The sequence below is a fragment of the Rhodococcus sp. MT28 genome (assembly GCF_058792695.1).
On record NZ_JBXAFD010000004.1, the window covers coordinates 43,966 to 59,610 of the forward strand.

12 protein-coding genes are annotated in these 15,645 nt (G+C 61.8%); 1 reads left to right on the plus strand and 11 read right to left on the minus strand.

Features of this window, described 5'->3' with window-relative positions; all coding sequences use genetic code 11:
• Positions 1-46: 46 nt before the first annotated feature.
• The 6 genes from AC1Q6C_RS16520 to AC1Q6C_RS16545 form a co-directional block, all read right to left on the minus strand.
• Positions 47-1,159 carry an NDMA-dependent alcohol dehydrogenase gene (locus AC1Q6C_RS16520; RefSeq protein ID WP_003942086.1) on the minus strand — a complete coding sequence of 371 codons (1,113 nt, stop codon included), beginning with the start codon at positions 1,157-1,159 and terminating at the stop codon, positions 47-49.
• Positions 1,160-1,206: 47 nt separating this feature from the next.
• The gene (locus AC1Q6C_RS16525; RefSeq protein WP_230359659.1) at positions 1,207-2,703 is read right to left on the minus strand and encodes an aldehyde dehydrogenase family protein; all 1,497 of its coding nucleotides are present in this window, start codon (positions 2,701-2,703) and stop codon (positions 1,207-1,209) included.
• Positions 2,704-2,811: 108 nt separating this feature from the next.
• Entirely contained in the window at positions 2,812-4,479 is a 1,668-nt protein-coding gene (locus tag AC1Q6C_RS16530) for a sigma-54-dependent Fis family transcriptional regulator (protein ID WP_058038111.1), read from the minus strand.
• A 4-nt stretch (positions 4,480-4,483) separates the two neighbouring features.
• Positions 4,484-6,121, minus strand: a complete 1,638-nt coding sequence (locus tag AC1Q6C_RS16535) for an AMP-binding protein (protein ID WP_230359658.1) — start codon at positions 6,119-6,121, stop codon at positions 4,484-4,486.
• Between the two features lie 207 nt (positions 6,122-6,328).
• Positions 6,329-7,606: an MFS transporter gene (locus tag AC1Q6C_RS16540; RefSeq protein ID WP_230359894.1), complete on the minus strand. Its 1,278-nt coding sequence runs from the start codon at positions 7,604-7,606 to the stop codon at positions 6,329-6,331.
• Positions 7,607-7,937: 331 nt separating this feature from the next.
• Positions 7,938-8,477, minus strand: a complete 540-nt coding sequence (locus AC1Q6C_RS16545; RefSeq protein WP_075832704.1) for a hypothetical protein — start codon at positions 8,475-8,477, stop codon at positions 7,938-7,940.
• Between the two features lie 184 nt (positions 8,478-8,661).
• Here AC1Q6C_RS16545 and AC1Q6C_RS16550 point away from each other — a divergent pair, with 184 nt between their 5' ends.
• Positions 8,662-9,537, plus strand: coding sequence for a glycosyltransferase family 2 protein (locus AC1Q6C_RS16550; protein WP_029536725.1), 876 nt, complete (start codon positions 8,662-8,664; stop codon positions 9,535-9,537).
• Between the two features lie 25 nt (positions 9,538-9,562).
• Here the strand turns inward: AC1Q6C_RS16550 and eutC are convergent, their stop codons facing one another.
• The 5 genes from eutC to adh form a co-directional block, all read right to left on the minus strand.
• Complete coding sequence (gene eutC / locus AC1Q6C_RS16555; protein ID WP_054827682.1) at positions 9,563-10,336, minus strand: ethanolamine ammonia-lyase subunit EutC; 774 nt, start codon at positions 10,334-10,336, stop codon at positions 9,563-9,565.
• On the minus strand, positions 10,333-11,757 hold the full coding sequence (locus AC1Q6C_RS16560) for an ethanolamine ammonia-lyase subunit EutB (protein WP_019744243.1): 1,425 nt from the start codon (positions 11,755-11,757) through the stop codon (positions 10,333-10,335). Before AC1Q6C_RS16560 ends, eutC begins: the two co-directional genes overlap by 4 nt.
• Positions 11,754-13,226 (minus strand): ethanolamine permease, encoded by a 1,473-nt coding sequence (gene eat, locus AC1Q6C_RS16565; protein ID WP_003941913.1) that lies wholly within the window; start codon positions 13,224-13,226, stop codon positions 11,754-11,756. Before eat ends, AC1Q6C_RS16560 begins: the two co-directional genes overlap by 4 nt.
• 165 nt (positions 13,227-13,391) lie before the next feature.
• On the minus strand, positions 13,392-13,952 hold the full coding sequence (locus AC1Q6C_RS16570) for a DUF779 domain-containing protein (RefSeq protein ID WP_003942021.1): 561 nt from the start codon (positions 13,950-13,952) through the stop codon (positions 13,392-13,394).
• Between the two features lie 91 nt (positions 13,953-14,043).
• Positions 14,044-15,567 carry an aldehyde dehydrogenase gene (gene adh / locus AC1Q6C_RS16575; protein ID WP_007730158.1) on the minus strand — a complete coding sequence of 508 codons (1,524 nt, stop codon included), beginning with the start codon at positions 15,565-15,567 and terminating at the stop codon, positions 14,044-14,046.
• Between the last annotated feature and the right edge of the window lie 78 nt (positions 15,568-15,645).

The window sequence follows — 15,645 nt, forward strand, 5'->3', positions numbered from 1 at the left end:
CCTTTATTAACCGCGGGCGGTTAATAAAGGCGCACAGCACTTGGGGTTACTTGTCGTGAATGATCACGCCACGGATGTTCTTGCCGTCACGTAGATCCTGGTAGCCCTTGTTGACGTCTTCGAGGCTGTAGGTGTTGGTGATCAGTTCGTCGAGCTTGAGCTGACCGGCATCGTAGAGACGCAGCAGTCGCACGATGTCGTACTGCGGATTCATGGACCCGAACAACGTGCCCTTGATCGTCTTCTGATTCAGCGTCAGGTCGGTACCCGACACGTGAACGGTCAGCTTGGCGGGGTCGGCGAGTCCCGTGATCACCACGGTGCCACCCTTGCCGATCACTGCCGTCGCTGCACTGACCACGTCCTCGTCGACGGTGCCGACAAGGATGAGCGCCGCGTCGGCACCCTGTCCCCACGTCAGCTCGTTGACCTTGGCAGCGGCGCTCTCGGCGTCTGCAAAGGCATGCGTTGCACCGAACTTCAGTGCGGTCTCACGCTTGAGAGCAACCGGATCGACCACAACGACGTACTTGCAGCCTGCCGAAACCGCACCCTGGACGGCGTTGATGCCGAGACCACCGATGCCGTAGATCACAGCGGTGTCACCGGCGCGAAGGTTACCGGCATTTACTGCCGTTCCCCAACCCGAAGGCACGCCGCAGCCGACGACCACCGCTGTCTCCAAGGGAAGCCAGTCGTCGATCTTGACTACCGAGTGCTGAGAAATGGTGGCGCGCTCGGAGAACGTTCCCAACATGCACATTCCGCCGAAATCCATTCCGTTGCCGTGGAAACGGAAGGAACCGTCGGGCATCGAGCCTTCGAGGATGGTGGCACCCATGTCGCAGAGGTTCTGGCGACCGGTCGAGCAGTAGCGACAGGTGCCGCAGTTGGGGATGAAGCTACACACGACATGGTCGCCCGGCTTGACCTTCGTGACGCCTGGGCCGACCTCTTCGATGATGCCCGAGCCTTCGTGTCCGCCGACGATTGGGTAACGCGGCGGGAGATCACCGTCGGTCAGGTGCAGATCCGAATGGCACAGTCCGGCAGCGGTGTACTTGATCAGTACCTCACCCACACCCGGGCCGTCGAGGTCGAGTTCCATGATCTCGAAAGGCTTTCCGGGCTCGAGCAGTACAGCAGCTTTGGTCTTCACTGGTGATCTCCTTGATTGTCGGACGAGAGAATGAGCGATGGGGTCGGTCAGAGAGCGATGTTGACGGCCTTGGTCTGGGTGTAGAGATCGATAGCCGAAGCGCCGAGCTCGCGGCCCCAGCCGGACTGCTTGTATCCACCGAAGGGCATTGCAGTGTCGAAGCCGTTGTACTGGTTGATCCACACCGAACCGGCCTTCAAGCGCTTCGCCGTGCGGTGAGCCTTGGAAATGTCCCGGGTCCAGATGCCGGCGGCCAAGCCGTAGATGGAATCGTTTGCGGCAGTGATCGGTCCGTCGTCCGCATTGAACGGCAGCGCCGCCACGACGGGTCCGAAGATCTCCTCCTGAACGATGGAGAATTCGGGCTTGACGTCAACGAAGACGGTCGGCTCGACGAAGTAGCCCTGAGCGCCCCAGCGGTTGCCGCCCGTCAGTGCACGTGCGCCGTCGGCGATTCCCTCACGCAGGTAGCCGGTCACCTTGTCGAACTGCTCCTGCGAGACCAGCGGTCCGAGCTGGGTGGTGGGATCGAGGCCGGGTCCGATCTTGACCTGGCTCGCTGCGTGCGCGACGGCCTCGGTGAACTTCTCGAAGATGGTGTCCTCGACGTACAGACGAGTACCCGCAACGCAGCACTGTCCGTGGTTGAACAGCCACGCGTTGAGCGAACCCTCCACCGCGGAATCGAAATCGGCGTCGGCGAACACGATATTGGGGCTCTTGCCACCGAGCTCGAGCGTAACCTTCTTCAGATTGCCCTTGGCGGCGTCGACGATCTTCTTACCCACCTCGGTGGAACCGGTGAACGCAACCTTGTCCACGTCGTCGTGGCCGGACAGAGCAGCACCTGCATCGCCGAAGCCGGGAACGATGTTGACGACGCCGGGCGGGAAGCCTGCTTCTTCGAAGACCTCCGCGAGAAGCAGTGCGGTGAGCGGGGTCTGCTCAGCGGGCTTGAGGATCACCGTGTTACCGGCGGCGAGCGCGGGGGCGAGCTTCCACGACGACATCAGCAGCGGGAAGTTCCACGGCACGATCAGTCCACAGACGCCGATCGCCTCACGCAGGGTGTAGGCGTGGAACTCGCCCGGAGAGAAGGGCATCGACACGTTGACGGTGCTGCCTTCGATCTTGGTGGCCCAACCCGCGTAGTAGCGGAAAACGTCTGCGGCCCAAGCCACGTCGACGGCGGTGGCGATGGCAACGGACTTGCCGTTGTCGAGAGCTTCGAGCTGACCGAATTCCTCGGCACGAGCACTGAGAATGTCGCCGACGCGCCAGATCATCCGCTCGCGCTCGTTTGCCTTCATACGTGACCAGGGGCCGTCCTCGAAAGCCGTTCGAGCGGCACGTACCGCGCGGTCGATGTCTTCGGCCTGACCGTGTGCCACGTCTGCGAGCTTCTGTCCGTCAGCCGGGTTGTACGTCGCGAAGGTCTGACCCGAAGCGGCGTCGACGAATTCGCCGCCGATGTAGAGCTTCTTCGGTCCGTTCAGGAAACCCTGTACCGCGGAACTGATGGTGTGTTCGGCTACTGCCGTCATCGGAAACTCCCCTGAAGTAGTGAGGTGCGAATGTGATGCACGCCATACTTCCGCGCTTCCAGGGGTGCTAACTGTCCGAACTTTGTACAACTGAAGTCGGACAGCAAACTACACAGTAATGTCGAGCGCCCGCATCCGTGTATAGAGAGTGCTTCGGCTGATTCCGAGTTGCGCCGACGCGTGAACCTTGTTGCCGCCGCAGTCTTTCAACGCTCCGATGATCGCCTGGCGCTCGGCTTTCTCCCGCCCTGCCAACCGCGACACCTTGGTCGTGGTGCGATAGTCCTCGGGCAGATCAGCGACGTCGATGCGATTGCTCGAGCGTTCATCCGAGGCGCGATTCAACACGACGCGCAATTCGGCCAGGTTGCCCGGCCAGTTGGCCGCCGCGAGTGCTTCGGCAGCGCTGGCGGTCAACCTCAGTTCTGGCGAGATCCCCTCCAACATTACTTGTGCCAACTCGGCGATCTCAGCCTGTCGCTCGCGCAGTGGGGTGATGACAACCCTGGAGGCGCATCGTGAGAGCAGCGCGGCGATGGTCGGCGGAAGATCAACTGCCGCTCCGCTGGTCAGTACGATTTTCGGCCCCTCGGCGCTGGCGTCGATCAGGTCTGCGACCAGCGGCAACACCGAGTCAGGAAGGAGTTGTACCTGTTCGATCACGACCACGCCCGAACGCTTACGGGATGCTCGCACGAGATCGGTGACCCACTGCTCACGGCCGTCGAACGCGATTCGCGTGGCATCGAGCCAACTCGCATCGACACTGCCGACTACGTCCGATGCTGCCGAGGTTCGGCCGGATCCCGCTTCACCCGAGATCGCCACGGCGGCAGAGGTTGCCCGCGCCCGCATCAGGTCGCGCCGCAGTCGTTCGCCGGGAGACGGTGCCCGCTCGTGCGTTCTGCGGATCGGTGCCCGTTCCCGTTGGAGTGGTTCGACCAGGAAGAGCGCACCACCGTCAGCCCCGGAAATCCGGTCGGCTTGAACTCGCGCCAGCGCGCCGGACGCCAATTCGACTGTCACCAATCGTGATTGGTCCGGATTCAGGTCGGCAATCAAGGAACGGAGCGATACATGGTCTGCGGTGTCGAGCAGATCCAAAGCGGTTCGGTTGCTCAGCAGGATGTCGTCGCCGATGGCCGCGACGGCAATGTGGCGCTGATGTGAAACTCGCTGGAATGCGTCGACTAGCCGCTGCTCCGATGCTTTCGAGCCTTCGAGCAGCCGTTTCTCGATGTCCGCTGCAGCACGCGCAAGGAAGGGCGCGAACAGTGGGTTGGCCTGCGAGACAACGCCGGTCATGTCGAGAATGCCTTCGACACGACGTGTGACGGGATGCAGGATCGGCTGTCCGTAGCAGCTCAAACCCTTGAGGCTGTCGAGGAAATGCTCGTCACCGTGGATCACCACGCTTCGTCCGACCTCGAGGGGCGTACCGAGCGCGTTGGTGCCGGCGTGCTCTTCACCGAAGCGTGAACCGTTGACGACACCCAACCGCTCGATCGTTCGCTCGACGCGACTGTCGGAGTACACCGAAGCGACCACGCGGCATTCGCGATCAGCAAGCAGCACGCAGAAACCGGTGCCCGCGATCTGTTGCGAAACTTCGTCGAGCACGGGTGCGGCGGCCCGGAGCAGACGAGACTCACCGTCCTGCTCCTCGGTGTCCACGGCGATGGCCGACGACGGGTCGAGGCCACTGAGTCGAGAACGCTTCCAGGAGAGCGCGATCTCGGGGCGTACCGGCTCACGCTCCCCTGGGTTCGCGGACATACTCTCAGGCCTGACCGATCAATTCGATCGCCTGTTCTCGCATCGCGATCTTGCGGACCTTGCCCGTGACTGTCATCGGGAACTCGTCGACGACATGGACGTACCGCGGAATCTTGTAGTGCGCGAGCTTGCCGGTGCAGAACGCGCGGACCGAATCGGCGTCGAGATCGTCTGCACCTTCGCGCATCTGGACCCACACCATCAATTCCTCGCCGTACTTTGCGTCGGGTACGCCGATGACCTGCGCATCGAGAATGTCGGGGTGGGTGTAGAGAAACTCCTCGATCTCACGCGGATAGACGTTCTCGCCACCGCGGATGACCATGTCCTTGATGCGTCCCGTGATGGCGACGTATCCGGCCTCGTCCATGACTCCGATGTCTCCGGTGTGCATCCACCGGGCAGCGTCGATCGCCTCGGCGGTCTTCTCCGGGTTCTCCCAGTATCCGAGCATAACCGAGTAACCACGCGTGCACAGTTCACCAGGTTCGCCGCGGGGCACCGTCAATCCGGTTGCCGGATCGACGATCTTGATCTCGAGATGCGGCCCTACCCGGCCGACCGTTTCGGTGCGCTGCTCGATCGAATCGTCCGAGCGGGTCTGCAACGACACCGGCGAGGTCTCCGTCATGCCGTAGCAGATGGACACCTCCGACATGCCCATGCGATCGATGACCTGCTTCATCACCTCGACCGGGCAGGGCGAGCCCGCCATGATGCCGGTGCGAAGGGACGACAGATCGAAGCTGTCGAAGTCAGGCAACGCCAACTCCGCGATGAACATCGTCGGAACGCCGTAGAGGGCCGTGCACTTTTCAGCCTGAACGGCTTCGAGCGAAGCACGCGGATCGAAAGCCGGACCCGGAATGACCATGGCAGCACCGTGACTGGTGCACGCAAGGTTGCCCATCACCATGCCGAAACAGTGGTAGAACGGCACCGGGATGCACACCCGATCGACCTCGCTGTAGTGGCACAACTCGCCGACGAAATAGCCGTTGTTGAGGATGTTGTGGTGACTGAGCGTCGCGCCCTTCGGGAAACCGGTAGTACCCGAGGTGTATTGGATGTTGATCGCGTCGTCGGCCGACAACGCGGCCTGGGCTGCGGCGAGCGGAGCCGGATCGCTTGCCTGCGCCGCCAAGCCGTCTGCAAGCACCGCGTCCCACTCGGGTGAACCGAGCAGGAGCACCGACGTCAGATCCGGGCACTGCGGCCGCACCGTCTCGATCATCGACGCGTAGTCCGAGGTCTTGAAGCTGGCCGCAGACACCAGCGTCGAGATCCCGGCCTGCTCGAGCACGTACTGCAACTCGTGCGAGCGGTACGCCGGATTGATGTTGACCAGGATCGCGCCGACCTTTGCCGTCGCGTATTGCGTGAACGTCCATTCCGGACAGTTGGGAGCCCAGATTCCTACCCGATCGCCCTTCCCCACACCACGGGAAAGTAGTCCGGCAGCGAGCCCGTTCACCTGCTCGGCGAACTCCCGGTACGTCCATCGTCGACCGCTGGCGTGGTCGATCAACGCATCGCGGTCGCCGTGTGCGGCAACCGTGCGATCGAGGTTGTCTCCGATGGTGTCGCCCAGCATCGGACCGTCCCATACTCCGGACGTATAGCTGGGCAGCGGCGTACTCATGTGTTCTGTCCTCTCCGGTTACCTGTTCAGGCACCTATGAGAGGGGCCGCCGCAGCGGACCCTCTCATCTACGAATTTACTCGATTCGGTGTGATGCACGACATACTTCCCGGTGCGGGGTGGCCGTAACTGTTCAGAGTCCGGACACCCCACCCGCCTGCTGTGCGCCTTTATTAACCGCCGGCGGTTAATAAAGGCGCACAGTGGTTACAGCGCGTGGTCCTTGGTCTCGACGAGCGCCCAGGTGCAGACCAGACTCACCACACCGAGGATTGCCAACATGATTCCGATGGCCATACTCCCGTAGGCCGAGGCCAGCGGTGCGGCGATCAGCGGCGGCACTGCGCCGCCGAGCACTCCGGCGAGGTTGTAGCCGAGGCCGGCACCGGTGTAGCGGTAGCGGGTCTGGAACATTTCCGGAAGCAGCGCACCGCAGGGGCCGTAGGCGATTCCGAAGATCATGAGCGTGCCGAACATTCCGATGATGAACGCGATCGGCGATCCCGTGTCGAGGAGCGGGAACAGCACCAGCGCCCAGACGACGGCCAGACCACACGAGATCATGATGACCTTGCGGCGCCCGATGCGGTCCGAGTACAGAGCGGAAACGACGATCGCCGCACCGAAGACAACCGCGGAAGCGATACCGACCGACAGGACGAACGGACGGGAGAAGCCGAGGGTCTTTGTTCCGTAGCTCGTCAGGAAAGCCGTGCCCATGTAGAAAAACGCGAACAGGCAAGCCAGGGCGCCTGCCGAGAGCAGGATCTCCTTGGTCTGGAACCGCCAAGCATCCAGGAACGGGAGGGTGCGTGGTGCTTCGTTCTTCTGCTCAGCGACGCGCTCTGCCTGCTCCGCCTTGAAGACGGGAGTCTCCTCGATAGCGAGTCGCATGTAGAGGCCGATGCCGACCAACACGATGGAGAACAGGAACGGGATACGCCAGCCGTAGTCGAGGAAAGCCTGGTTGGTGTCGCCGAGAACAGCGCCGGTGATGAGGAAGGTACTGCTCGAGAGAACGAAGGCGATTGCAGGGCCGAGCTGCGGGAACATCGCATACAGACCACGTTTGCCCGGTGGAGCGTATTCCGCCGTGAGCAAGGTTGCGCCTGCCCACTCACCACCGACCGCGAAACCTTGGCCGAATCGCAAGAGCACCAAGATGATCGGGGCCGCGACACCGATGGTTGCAGCACCCGGCAGCAAGCCGATCAGGAGCGTCGAGATACCCATGAGCAGGAGCGTCGAGATCAGCGTCTTCTTGCGACCGATGCGATCACCGAAGTGTCCGAACAACATTGCGCCGACGGGCCGGGCAATGAATGCGACTGCGAAAGTCGCAAACGATGCGACAGTTCCCGCAGTGGCACCGAGCGCGGGGAAGAACACCGTCGGAAAGACAAGTGCCGCAGCGGTTCCGTAGATGAAGAAGTCGTAGAACTCGATAGTCGTGCCGATACAACTCGCGATTGCGACGCGCCGCACACTGGTGGTGTTCTGCGGGGGCTGCGTCGCACCTGCGGCACTCGCACCCCCGGCGCCGGCGGCACTGGTGCCGCCTGTGGGAGAGACTGTGGTCACTCGATTCCTCCGTGGTCCCGTGGTGTCGCCCTGTGGGCATCACCGTCGATAGGAGGAAAGGTAGTGATGTGGCTCACCCCCGCACTACCCCCGAAAGGGGGTACGAGTGATCTAGGTCACGACTTGTATGCAATGGTAACGAGTTTCACGACCCTCGACATGCCGCAGGCCGTCCGATTCGTTCTCACGAATCGGACGGCCCTCGAGAAACGGCGTCACGGTGCAACGCTACGGATCAAGCCTTACCGGCAGCCCCGAACAGTTCCTGACGGATCTCGCCCCACACCGTGGCGTAGGAGTCGATGATCGGTTCGGAAATCCACTTGGACTCCCCCGCTTTCACTTTCGCGAGAGCATCCGAGAAGAGATCCTGGTAACGAGACAACCGCGGAACGAATGCCGACAGATCGTCGAACAGGTTTGCAGCCCGGCGATCCAACTCTGCAAGGGAATCCGCATCTGCGTCGTCGATGAGCGCGGCGAACTCTTCGTCCAAGGGAAGGAACGCCTCGTACACCTCACCGATGGAGTCCTCGTCGATCGAGACGCGCTCGGCGTCCAACTGATCTTCGAGTTCTGCCAAACCTTTCTCGGTCAGGCTGATGGCGTTTTCCGCTTCGACCGCTTTGCCCTGCGCGACAAGTGCGTCGTACGCAGCTTGACCGGAAGCCGAGCTGACGCCCAGGTGCTCGGCCAGGACGACCGCTCCGACCCGCTCCTTGAGACGTACTGCTTGGAGCAGTGCCAACTCGTCCACATTGCCAGCGAAGGCCATCGATTTCTCCTACTCACGTGCCGCCTCTGCGGCTCCAGCATCACAGCGGACACCCGTGGGTTTCCGCAGCCCGACAAGGGGCCTGAAAGAATAAGATCACAATCCAGCGGCTGAATGATCCGTTGCCGTTTACCAATATTCGGAAACAGGGCAAAGTTCCCTTTCTTACGATATCTTTACCCAGGTGATTCCCCGACTAGTCTCGGTGGTGATCCCCGCGTTCAATGCGATGGATCACATCGACGAACAACTCACTGCCCTCTCCGAGCAGGACTATGAAGGCGCATTCGAGGTCCTTGTTGCCGATAACGGGTCCAGTGATGGCCTTGGTACGCACATCGCAAACCATGTGCTTTCTCAGTCACTGACTCTACGACTAATCGATGCGTCCTCCGCCCGAGGCGGTGGGTACGCACGCAACGTAGGTGTTTCGGCCGCACGTGGCGACTTCATCGCATTCTGCGACGCAGACGATCGTGTTCACCCGTCTTGGCTCACAGCCCTTACACATGCTGCGGCGAACGCGCATGCAGTTGGTGGAGTTGTAGAAACAATGTCGATCAACTCCGCCGAGGTAGCTTCATGGCGCACGTTTACGAACACACAGTTCGGCAGCGATGATTTTCTTCCCTACGGAATAACATGCACATTCGGTATTTGGCGATCTGCCTTCGACCAGGTCGACGGTTTCGATCTTCGCTACGTGAACTCCGGTGAAGACATCGATCTCAGCTGGCGCCTCCAATTGGCAGGAATGAAGTTGGCTCACGCACCCGAGGCAGTCGTCGCGTATCGCCTGCGCAGCACTTATCGCGAAACGTGGAATCAGACGCGCGCATACGGGATGGCGTCAGCCCAGCTATACTCACATTTTCGAGAATTCGGTCACCGCCGTACCCCAATGAGAACCCTTGGAACTACTTTACTCGCGCTTCTGCTTTTCAATCCGCTTGTTCCGAGCAGGTTCTCTCCAATTCCGCGTGGAAGGTGGTTCGTTCACGCCGGCAATCTCGTCGGCAAGCTCCAGGGCAGCCTCAAGTATCGCGTGCTGTATCTCTGACGCAGAAATCTGCCAATTCCGTCAATTAATCGAGCGTCAGCACTTCTCCCGACGCAACGGCGTCGGCGCGAGAGGTGTCCTTGAGGTCGACGCCGGAGCGGCCCAACTGGCGCGCTCCCGTCACCAATCCCAGGACGACACGAGCAGCCTGCTCGTATCCGAGTCCCTCGGGTGGGTGGACATTGGAAATGCAGTTTCGATCCGCGTCGGTACGACCGACGCGGGGAAGGTGAGTCAGATAGATCCCGACACTGTCCGCAACGGAGAGCCCTGGACGTTCGCCGATCAGGACGATCGCCGTCTGCACTCCCATCGCGGCAGCGATGTGATCACCCAGTGCCACACGGGCATTCGTGGCGATCACGGGCGGCGCGATCGAGTACCGCTCCCCCAACACCGTGACCAACGCAGACAGTAATTGCTCGCCGTGGTCCATCAGTGCTCGCGGCGAGAGTCCGTCGGCGAGGATGAACCCGATTTCCTTGTCGGAACTCGCGATCGCACCCAGGTCAGCCGGTTGGCGCCCCAGGTCGGGTCTCCGGAGATACTCACTGCGGGTGGAGACGCTGCTCGCGACCACCACCGGCGCCCCGATGCCCACCCCTTCGACCCGACTGGCAAGCGTCTCGGAGTCGAGTGGCTCGTGGACCGCGTCGCGGGCTGCGGCGTGAGCTGCCTTGAATTCGAGAACCCGCTTGGTGGGCAACGAATCTCCGGCACGCCCCAGCCCGATACGCGATTGTGTGGTCTTGCGCAGTGGACCCCAGAAATCGAGGATCGGTGCCTGATCTTCGGTCATGAGTTCACCGTCAAAGCCCGCAACGGCGACATTTCGGCATCGATCGGAAGAACCCGACCGTTTGCGTCGGTCATCCCCAAGTTGTGGAGCCAGGTCTCGAACTCCGGGGCGGGCTGCAAACCGAGAACCTTACGCACATACAGCGCGTCGTGGAACGCCAGACTTTGATAGCCGAGCATCACGTCGTCGGCGCCGGGCACCGCGATCACGAACGCCGCGCCGGCGACGCCCAGCAAGGTGAGCAGGTTGTCCATGTCGTCTTGATCGGCTTCGGCGTGGTTGGTGTAGCAGACGTCCACTCCCATCGGCAGCCCGAGGAGTTTTCCGCAGAAGTGATCCTCCAAGCCCGCGCGAATGATCTGCTTGCCGTCGTAGAGATACTCGGGACCGATGAAGCCGACCACGGTGTTGACCAGCAGTGGTTCGAGATCACGTGCCACTGCGTATGCCCTGGTCTCGAGTGTCTGCTGATCGACCGGGGCTCCGCCGGTGCCGTAGTGGGCACCTGAGCTGAGGGCGGACCCCTGCCCCGTCTCCAGGTACATGACGTTGTTGCCGACCGTTCCGCGGTTCAAGGAGCGCCCGGCCTCGTTGCCCTCACGCAGGAGCGGAATGTTCACTCCGAAACCGGAATTGGCGCCTTCGGTACCGGCAATCGATTGGAAGACAAGATCGACCGGCACCCCCGATTCGATCAGTCCGATCGTGGTGGTCACGTGCGAGAGCACGCACGACTGAGTCGGGATCTCGAATCGCTGACGGATGTCGTCGAGCAGGTGGAGAAGATCCGAGGTGGCCTGGGGTGAGTCCGTCGCGGGGTTGATACCGATGACGGCGTCGCCACATCCCATCAGGAGACCGTCCAATGTGGCCGCCGCGATGCCGCGTGGATCGTCTGTCGGGTGGTTTGGCTGGAGTCGGGTGCTCAGCCGGCCGGGCAGTCCGATGGTCGTACGGAACCCCGCGGTCACGGTGATGGCCTTCGCGACGGCGATCAGGTCCTGATTGCGCATGATCTTGCTGACCGCCGCAACCATCTCGGGGGTGAGCCCGGGACTTACGGCGGACAACCGTGCGGAAGCTTCCGGCGCCGACGCGGTCTCGAGCAACCAGTCTCGTAGTCCGCCAACAGTCAGGTGGGCCACCGGCGCAAAGGCCAGGCGATCGTGGCTGTCGATGATGAGCCTGGTTACCTCGTCGTCCTCGTACGGAACCAACAGATCTTCGAGGAACACCGTCAACGGAAGATCAGCCAGAACCCATTGAGCAGCAGCACGTTCGGCGTCGGAGCTTGCCGCGCAACCGGCTAGTTCGTCACCCGACCGCAGTGGTGTCGCTTTTGCCATCAGATCGACGAGACCGTCGAACGAGTAGTTGGTTCCGGATACCTGCTGGTGATACTTGGCCATCCCGCGACTCATCCCAATTCTTCTTCCGCCTGTGCAAGTACAGCAAACTCCTCGTCCGGCGAGTTGGCAACAAGGTGGTGACGACTGTAGAGACCGAAGTACGCCATGAGAACACCGAAGGCGACCAACGTCAGCAGTGCCGCAACGGGATCGACCAGGAAGGTGGCGACCACCGACACTGCCGCGATCACGAGTGCAAACGAGGTGGTGGCGATACCGCCGGGCGTGCGGTACGGGCGCGGCATGTTCGGCTCACGCTTACGAAGAACGATGTGACTCACCATCATCAGGACGTAGCTCACTGCCGCGCCGAACACCGCCATGTTGAGCAACATTGCACCTTCACCGGTGAGTGAGAGCGCGAAGCCGATGATTCCGGGTACGACGAGAGCGAGAGTGGGGGCCTTGCGCTTGTTGGTCACCGACAGGTTCTTCGGCAGGTAGCCGGCGCGGGAGAGCGCAAACGTCTGGCGTGAGTAGGCGTACATGATCGAGAAGAAGCTCGCGACCAGACCGGCAAGTCCGATGTAGTTGACGGCCTTTGCCGCTCCGCTGTCCCCCAGAGCCTCGACGAGCGGATTTCCGGAGGTGGACAGGGCGTCTGCGCCGAGCGCACCGGTGGCGAGGAAGAGAACCGTTGCGCCTGTGACGATCAGGATCAACATGCTGATGATGATGCCGCGGGGGACGTTCTTCTCCGGCTCACGTGCTTCCTCGGCGGCCAGCGGTACACCTTCGACCGCAAGGAAGAACCAGATCGCGAAGGGCACGGCGGCCCAGATTCCGAGCAGACCGAATGGCAGGAACGACGACGATCCGACTGCGCTGGTGTCGACGGCGATATCGGTGAGGTTGGACGAATCGAAAAGGCCGACAGCCGAAACCGCGAACACGACCAGGCCGACGAGTGCAATGGCGGTGATGATGAACATCGCCTTGAGTGCCTCACCGGCGCCGGTGAGGTGAATGCCGATGAAGATCGCGTACACCGCGAGGTACACCCACCAGCCGTCGGTGATCCCGAACAGGTTCAGGGACTCGACGTACGCACCGATGAAGGTCGCGATCGCTGCGGGTGCTATCGAGTACTCGATGAGAATTGCTGTGCCGGTGGCAAATCCGCCCCAGGGCCCCATGGCCCGTCTGGCAAACGTGTATCCACCACCAGCGGCAGGAAGTGCCGAAGACATCTCGGCCATACCGAGCACCATCGCCAGGTACATACCCGCGATGACAACCGCCGCGATGAGAAGGCCACCGAAACCACCTTCGGCCAGACCGTTGTTCCAGCCGGCATAGTCACCGGAAATCACATAGCTGACACCCAACCCCGCAAGCAGCACCCACCCTGCTGTTCCCTTTCGGAGTGTTCGTTTCTCCAGATACGAATTGTCTTCCGCATGGAAGTCTGCGCCGTCGTGGTGTGCACCCGCGGCACCGGCGTTTTTGCCGGTTGCGTGGTCGGAAAGAGACATGTCCATCCTCTGAATCGGTCAAGAATGAGACGACGCACGGTGGATGCGTCGCGTGAAATGAACGGTATGTGGGCGATGTACGGAGAAGGTCGCCTGGAGATGACCGTGCTGTTAACTGGCTGTCATGTGAGCGGTCCCGAGTCTGTTCAGATCTTCTTCAGGCTGCCGTTCTCAGGATCGGGCGGCCGCGCCCGGCACCGGGCAGGCGTCGACGGCCTCGGCGACCACCTGGGGAACCGTCGGGGGCAAAGGACGCACGCCCGCTTCCCAATCAGCGCCCACGAGAATGCTCGACGCGCCGAGTGCTTCGTTTTCGTCCGGTGTGAATGCCCTTGCTCGACTGAGGAATCTGAATCCTTCAGGAGACTCCAGGCTGAATCCACTGCCGCGGCCGGGCACGACGTCCAGTACCAACTGGGTGTGCTTCCAGGCTTCGAACTGTGATCCGGAAATCCAGACCTGTACAGCGTCGGTTCCGGTGGGAAGGTCTTCGGGAGTCTCTCCGACAGCAAGTCGGAGATCGACGATTCCGAGTAGTACGTCACGGTCCCCGACGATGAATTCGCCTGAGGGATAACACATCGGGGCCGAGCCGTCGCAGCATCCGCCGGATTGATGCATCATCAGTTCGCCGTGAGTCCCGCTGAGGCGGCGCAGGAGGTCAGCCGCCCCAGCGGTGGTCACCAACCGGGGTGGAACGGCGCCGGTATCGGGTGTGTCCGTGGCGCTCATTCCAACCTCCGTGTGTTTGTGCAGGTTTCGCGTGTTGCAGTCTTGCTCACCGGCACCCGCAGCGAGGGGCTCACGGGTGCCGGTGGGTAGATCAGAAGAAGCCCTGAGCCTTCTGGGCGTAGCTGACCAGGAGGTTCTTGGTCTGCTGGTAGTGCGAGAGCATCATCAGGTGGTTCTCGCGGCCGATGCCGGACTGCTTGTATCCACCGAAAGCGGCGTGTGCCGGGTACTGGTGGTACGTGTTGGTCCAGACGCGACCGGCTTGGATGTCGCGGCCTGCGCGGTAAGCAACTCCGCCGTCGCGGGACCAGACACCGGCGCCCAAACCGTAGAGCGTGTCGTTGGCGATTTCGATGGCCTCGTCGTAGTCCTTGAACGAGGTGACCGAGACGACGGGTCCGAAGATCTCTTCCTGGAAGATGCGCATCTTGTTGTTGCCGGTGAACACCGTCGGCTGGACGTAGTAGCCGCCGGACAGGTCTCCGCCGAGTTCGGCTCGCTCACCACCGGTGATGACCTTGGCGCCTTCGGCCTTGCCGATCTCGATGTACGAGAGGATCTTCTCGAGCTGATCGTTGCTGGCCTGGGCACCGATCATGGTGTCGGTGTCGAGCGGATCCCCTTGGCGCACAGCCTTGGTGCGGATGGCTGCCATCGCGAGGAACTCGTCGAAGATGTCTTCCTGGATCAGCGAACGTGACGGGCAGGTGCAGACCTCGCCCTGGTTGAGGGCGAACATCGTGAAGCCCTCGAGTGCCTTGTCCTGGTAGTCGTCGTTTGAGGCGAGAACGTCGGAGAAGAAGATGTTGGGGCTCTTGCCACCGAGTTCGAGGGTGACGGGGATGAGGTTCTGCGACGCGTACTGCATGATCAGGCGACCGGTGGTGGTCTCACCGGTGAACGCGATCTTCTTGATACGCGGGCTGGACGCGAGCGGCTTTCCGGCCTCGACACCGAAGCCGTTGACGATGTTGAGAACACCGGCAGGCAGCAGGTCACCGATGATGCCGATGAGGTGCAGGATCGAGACTGGCGTCTGCTCGGCAGGCTTGAGCACGATGGCATTACCGGCAGCGAGGGCGGGGGCAAGCTTCCACACGGCCATGAGGATCGGGAAGTTCCACGGAATGATCTGGCCGACTACGCCGAGCGGCTCGTGAAAGTGGTACGCCACGGTGTCGGAGTTGATCTCCGAGAGCGAACCTTCCTGTGCGCGAATAGCTCCCGCGAAGTATCGGAAGTGATCGATGGCGAGCGGAATGTCGGCGTTGAGGGTCTCGCGGATCGGCTTGCCGTTGTCCCACGACTCGGCGAGTGCGATGGATTCGAGGTTCTCCTCCATACGATCAGCGATCTTGTTCAAGATGATCGCGCGCTCGGCGACCGAGGTCTTGCCCCAGGCCGGAGCTGCTGCGTGCGCTGCGTCGAGAGCGAGTTCGATGTCTTCTGCGGTGGAACGAGCCACATCACAGAAATTCTGTCCGGTCACCGGTGTCGGGTTCTCGAAGTACTGACCCTTGACCGGAGCAACCCATTCGTTGCCGATCCAGTTGTCGTATCGAGACTGGAAGGACATGATCGCGTCGGCGGTACCTGGGCGGGCGTACACGGTCATTGCAAGCTCCTATGTAAACGTGATCTTCCTGGGCGCACCCACCAAATCGGTGACTGCAATCCCACCCCCCGGTGGGGT

Bases quoted from the DNA above. Each gene is read 5' to 3' on its own strand.
- adh (WP_007730158.1), bottom strand. From the start codon at position 15,567: ATGACCGTGTACGCCCGCCCAGGTACCGCCGACGCGATCATGTCCTTC.
- AC1Q6C_RS16535 (WP_230359658.1), bottom strand. From the start codon at position 6,121: ATGAGTACGCCGCTGCCCAGCTATACGTCCGGAGTATGGGACGGTCCG.
- AC1Q6C_RS16530 (WP_058038111.1), bottom strand. From the start codon at position 4,479: ATGTCCGCGAACCCAGGGGAGCGTGAGCCGGTACGCCCCGAGATCGCG.
- eat (WP_003941913.1), bottom strand. From the start codon at position 13,226: ATGGACATGTCTCTTTCCGACCACGCAACCGGCAAAAACGCCGGTGCC.
- AC1Q6C_RS16525 (WP_230359659.1), bottom strand. From the start codon at position 2,703: ATGACGGCAGTAGCCGAACACACCATCAGTTCCGCGGTACAGGGTTTC.
- AC1Q6C_RS16545 (WP_075832704.1), bottom strand. From the start codon at position 8,477: ATGGCCTTCGCTGGCAATGTGGACGAGTTGGCACTGCTCCAAGCAGTA.
- AC1Q6C_RS16560 (WP_019744243.1), bottom strand. From the start codon at position 11,757: ATGAGTCGCGGGATGGCCAAGTATCACCAGCAGGTATCCGGAACCAAC.
- eutC (WP_054827682.1), bottom strand. From the start codon at position 10,336: ATGACCGAAGATCAGGCACCGATCCTCGATTTCTGGGGTCCACTGCGC.
- AC1Q6C_RS16570 (WP_003942021.1), bottom strand. From the start codon at position 13,952: ATGAGCGCCACGGACACACCCGATACCGGCGCCGTTCCACCCCGGTTG.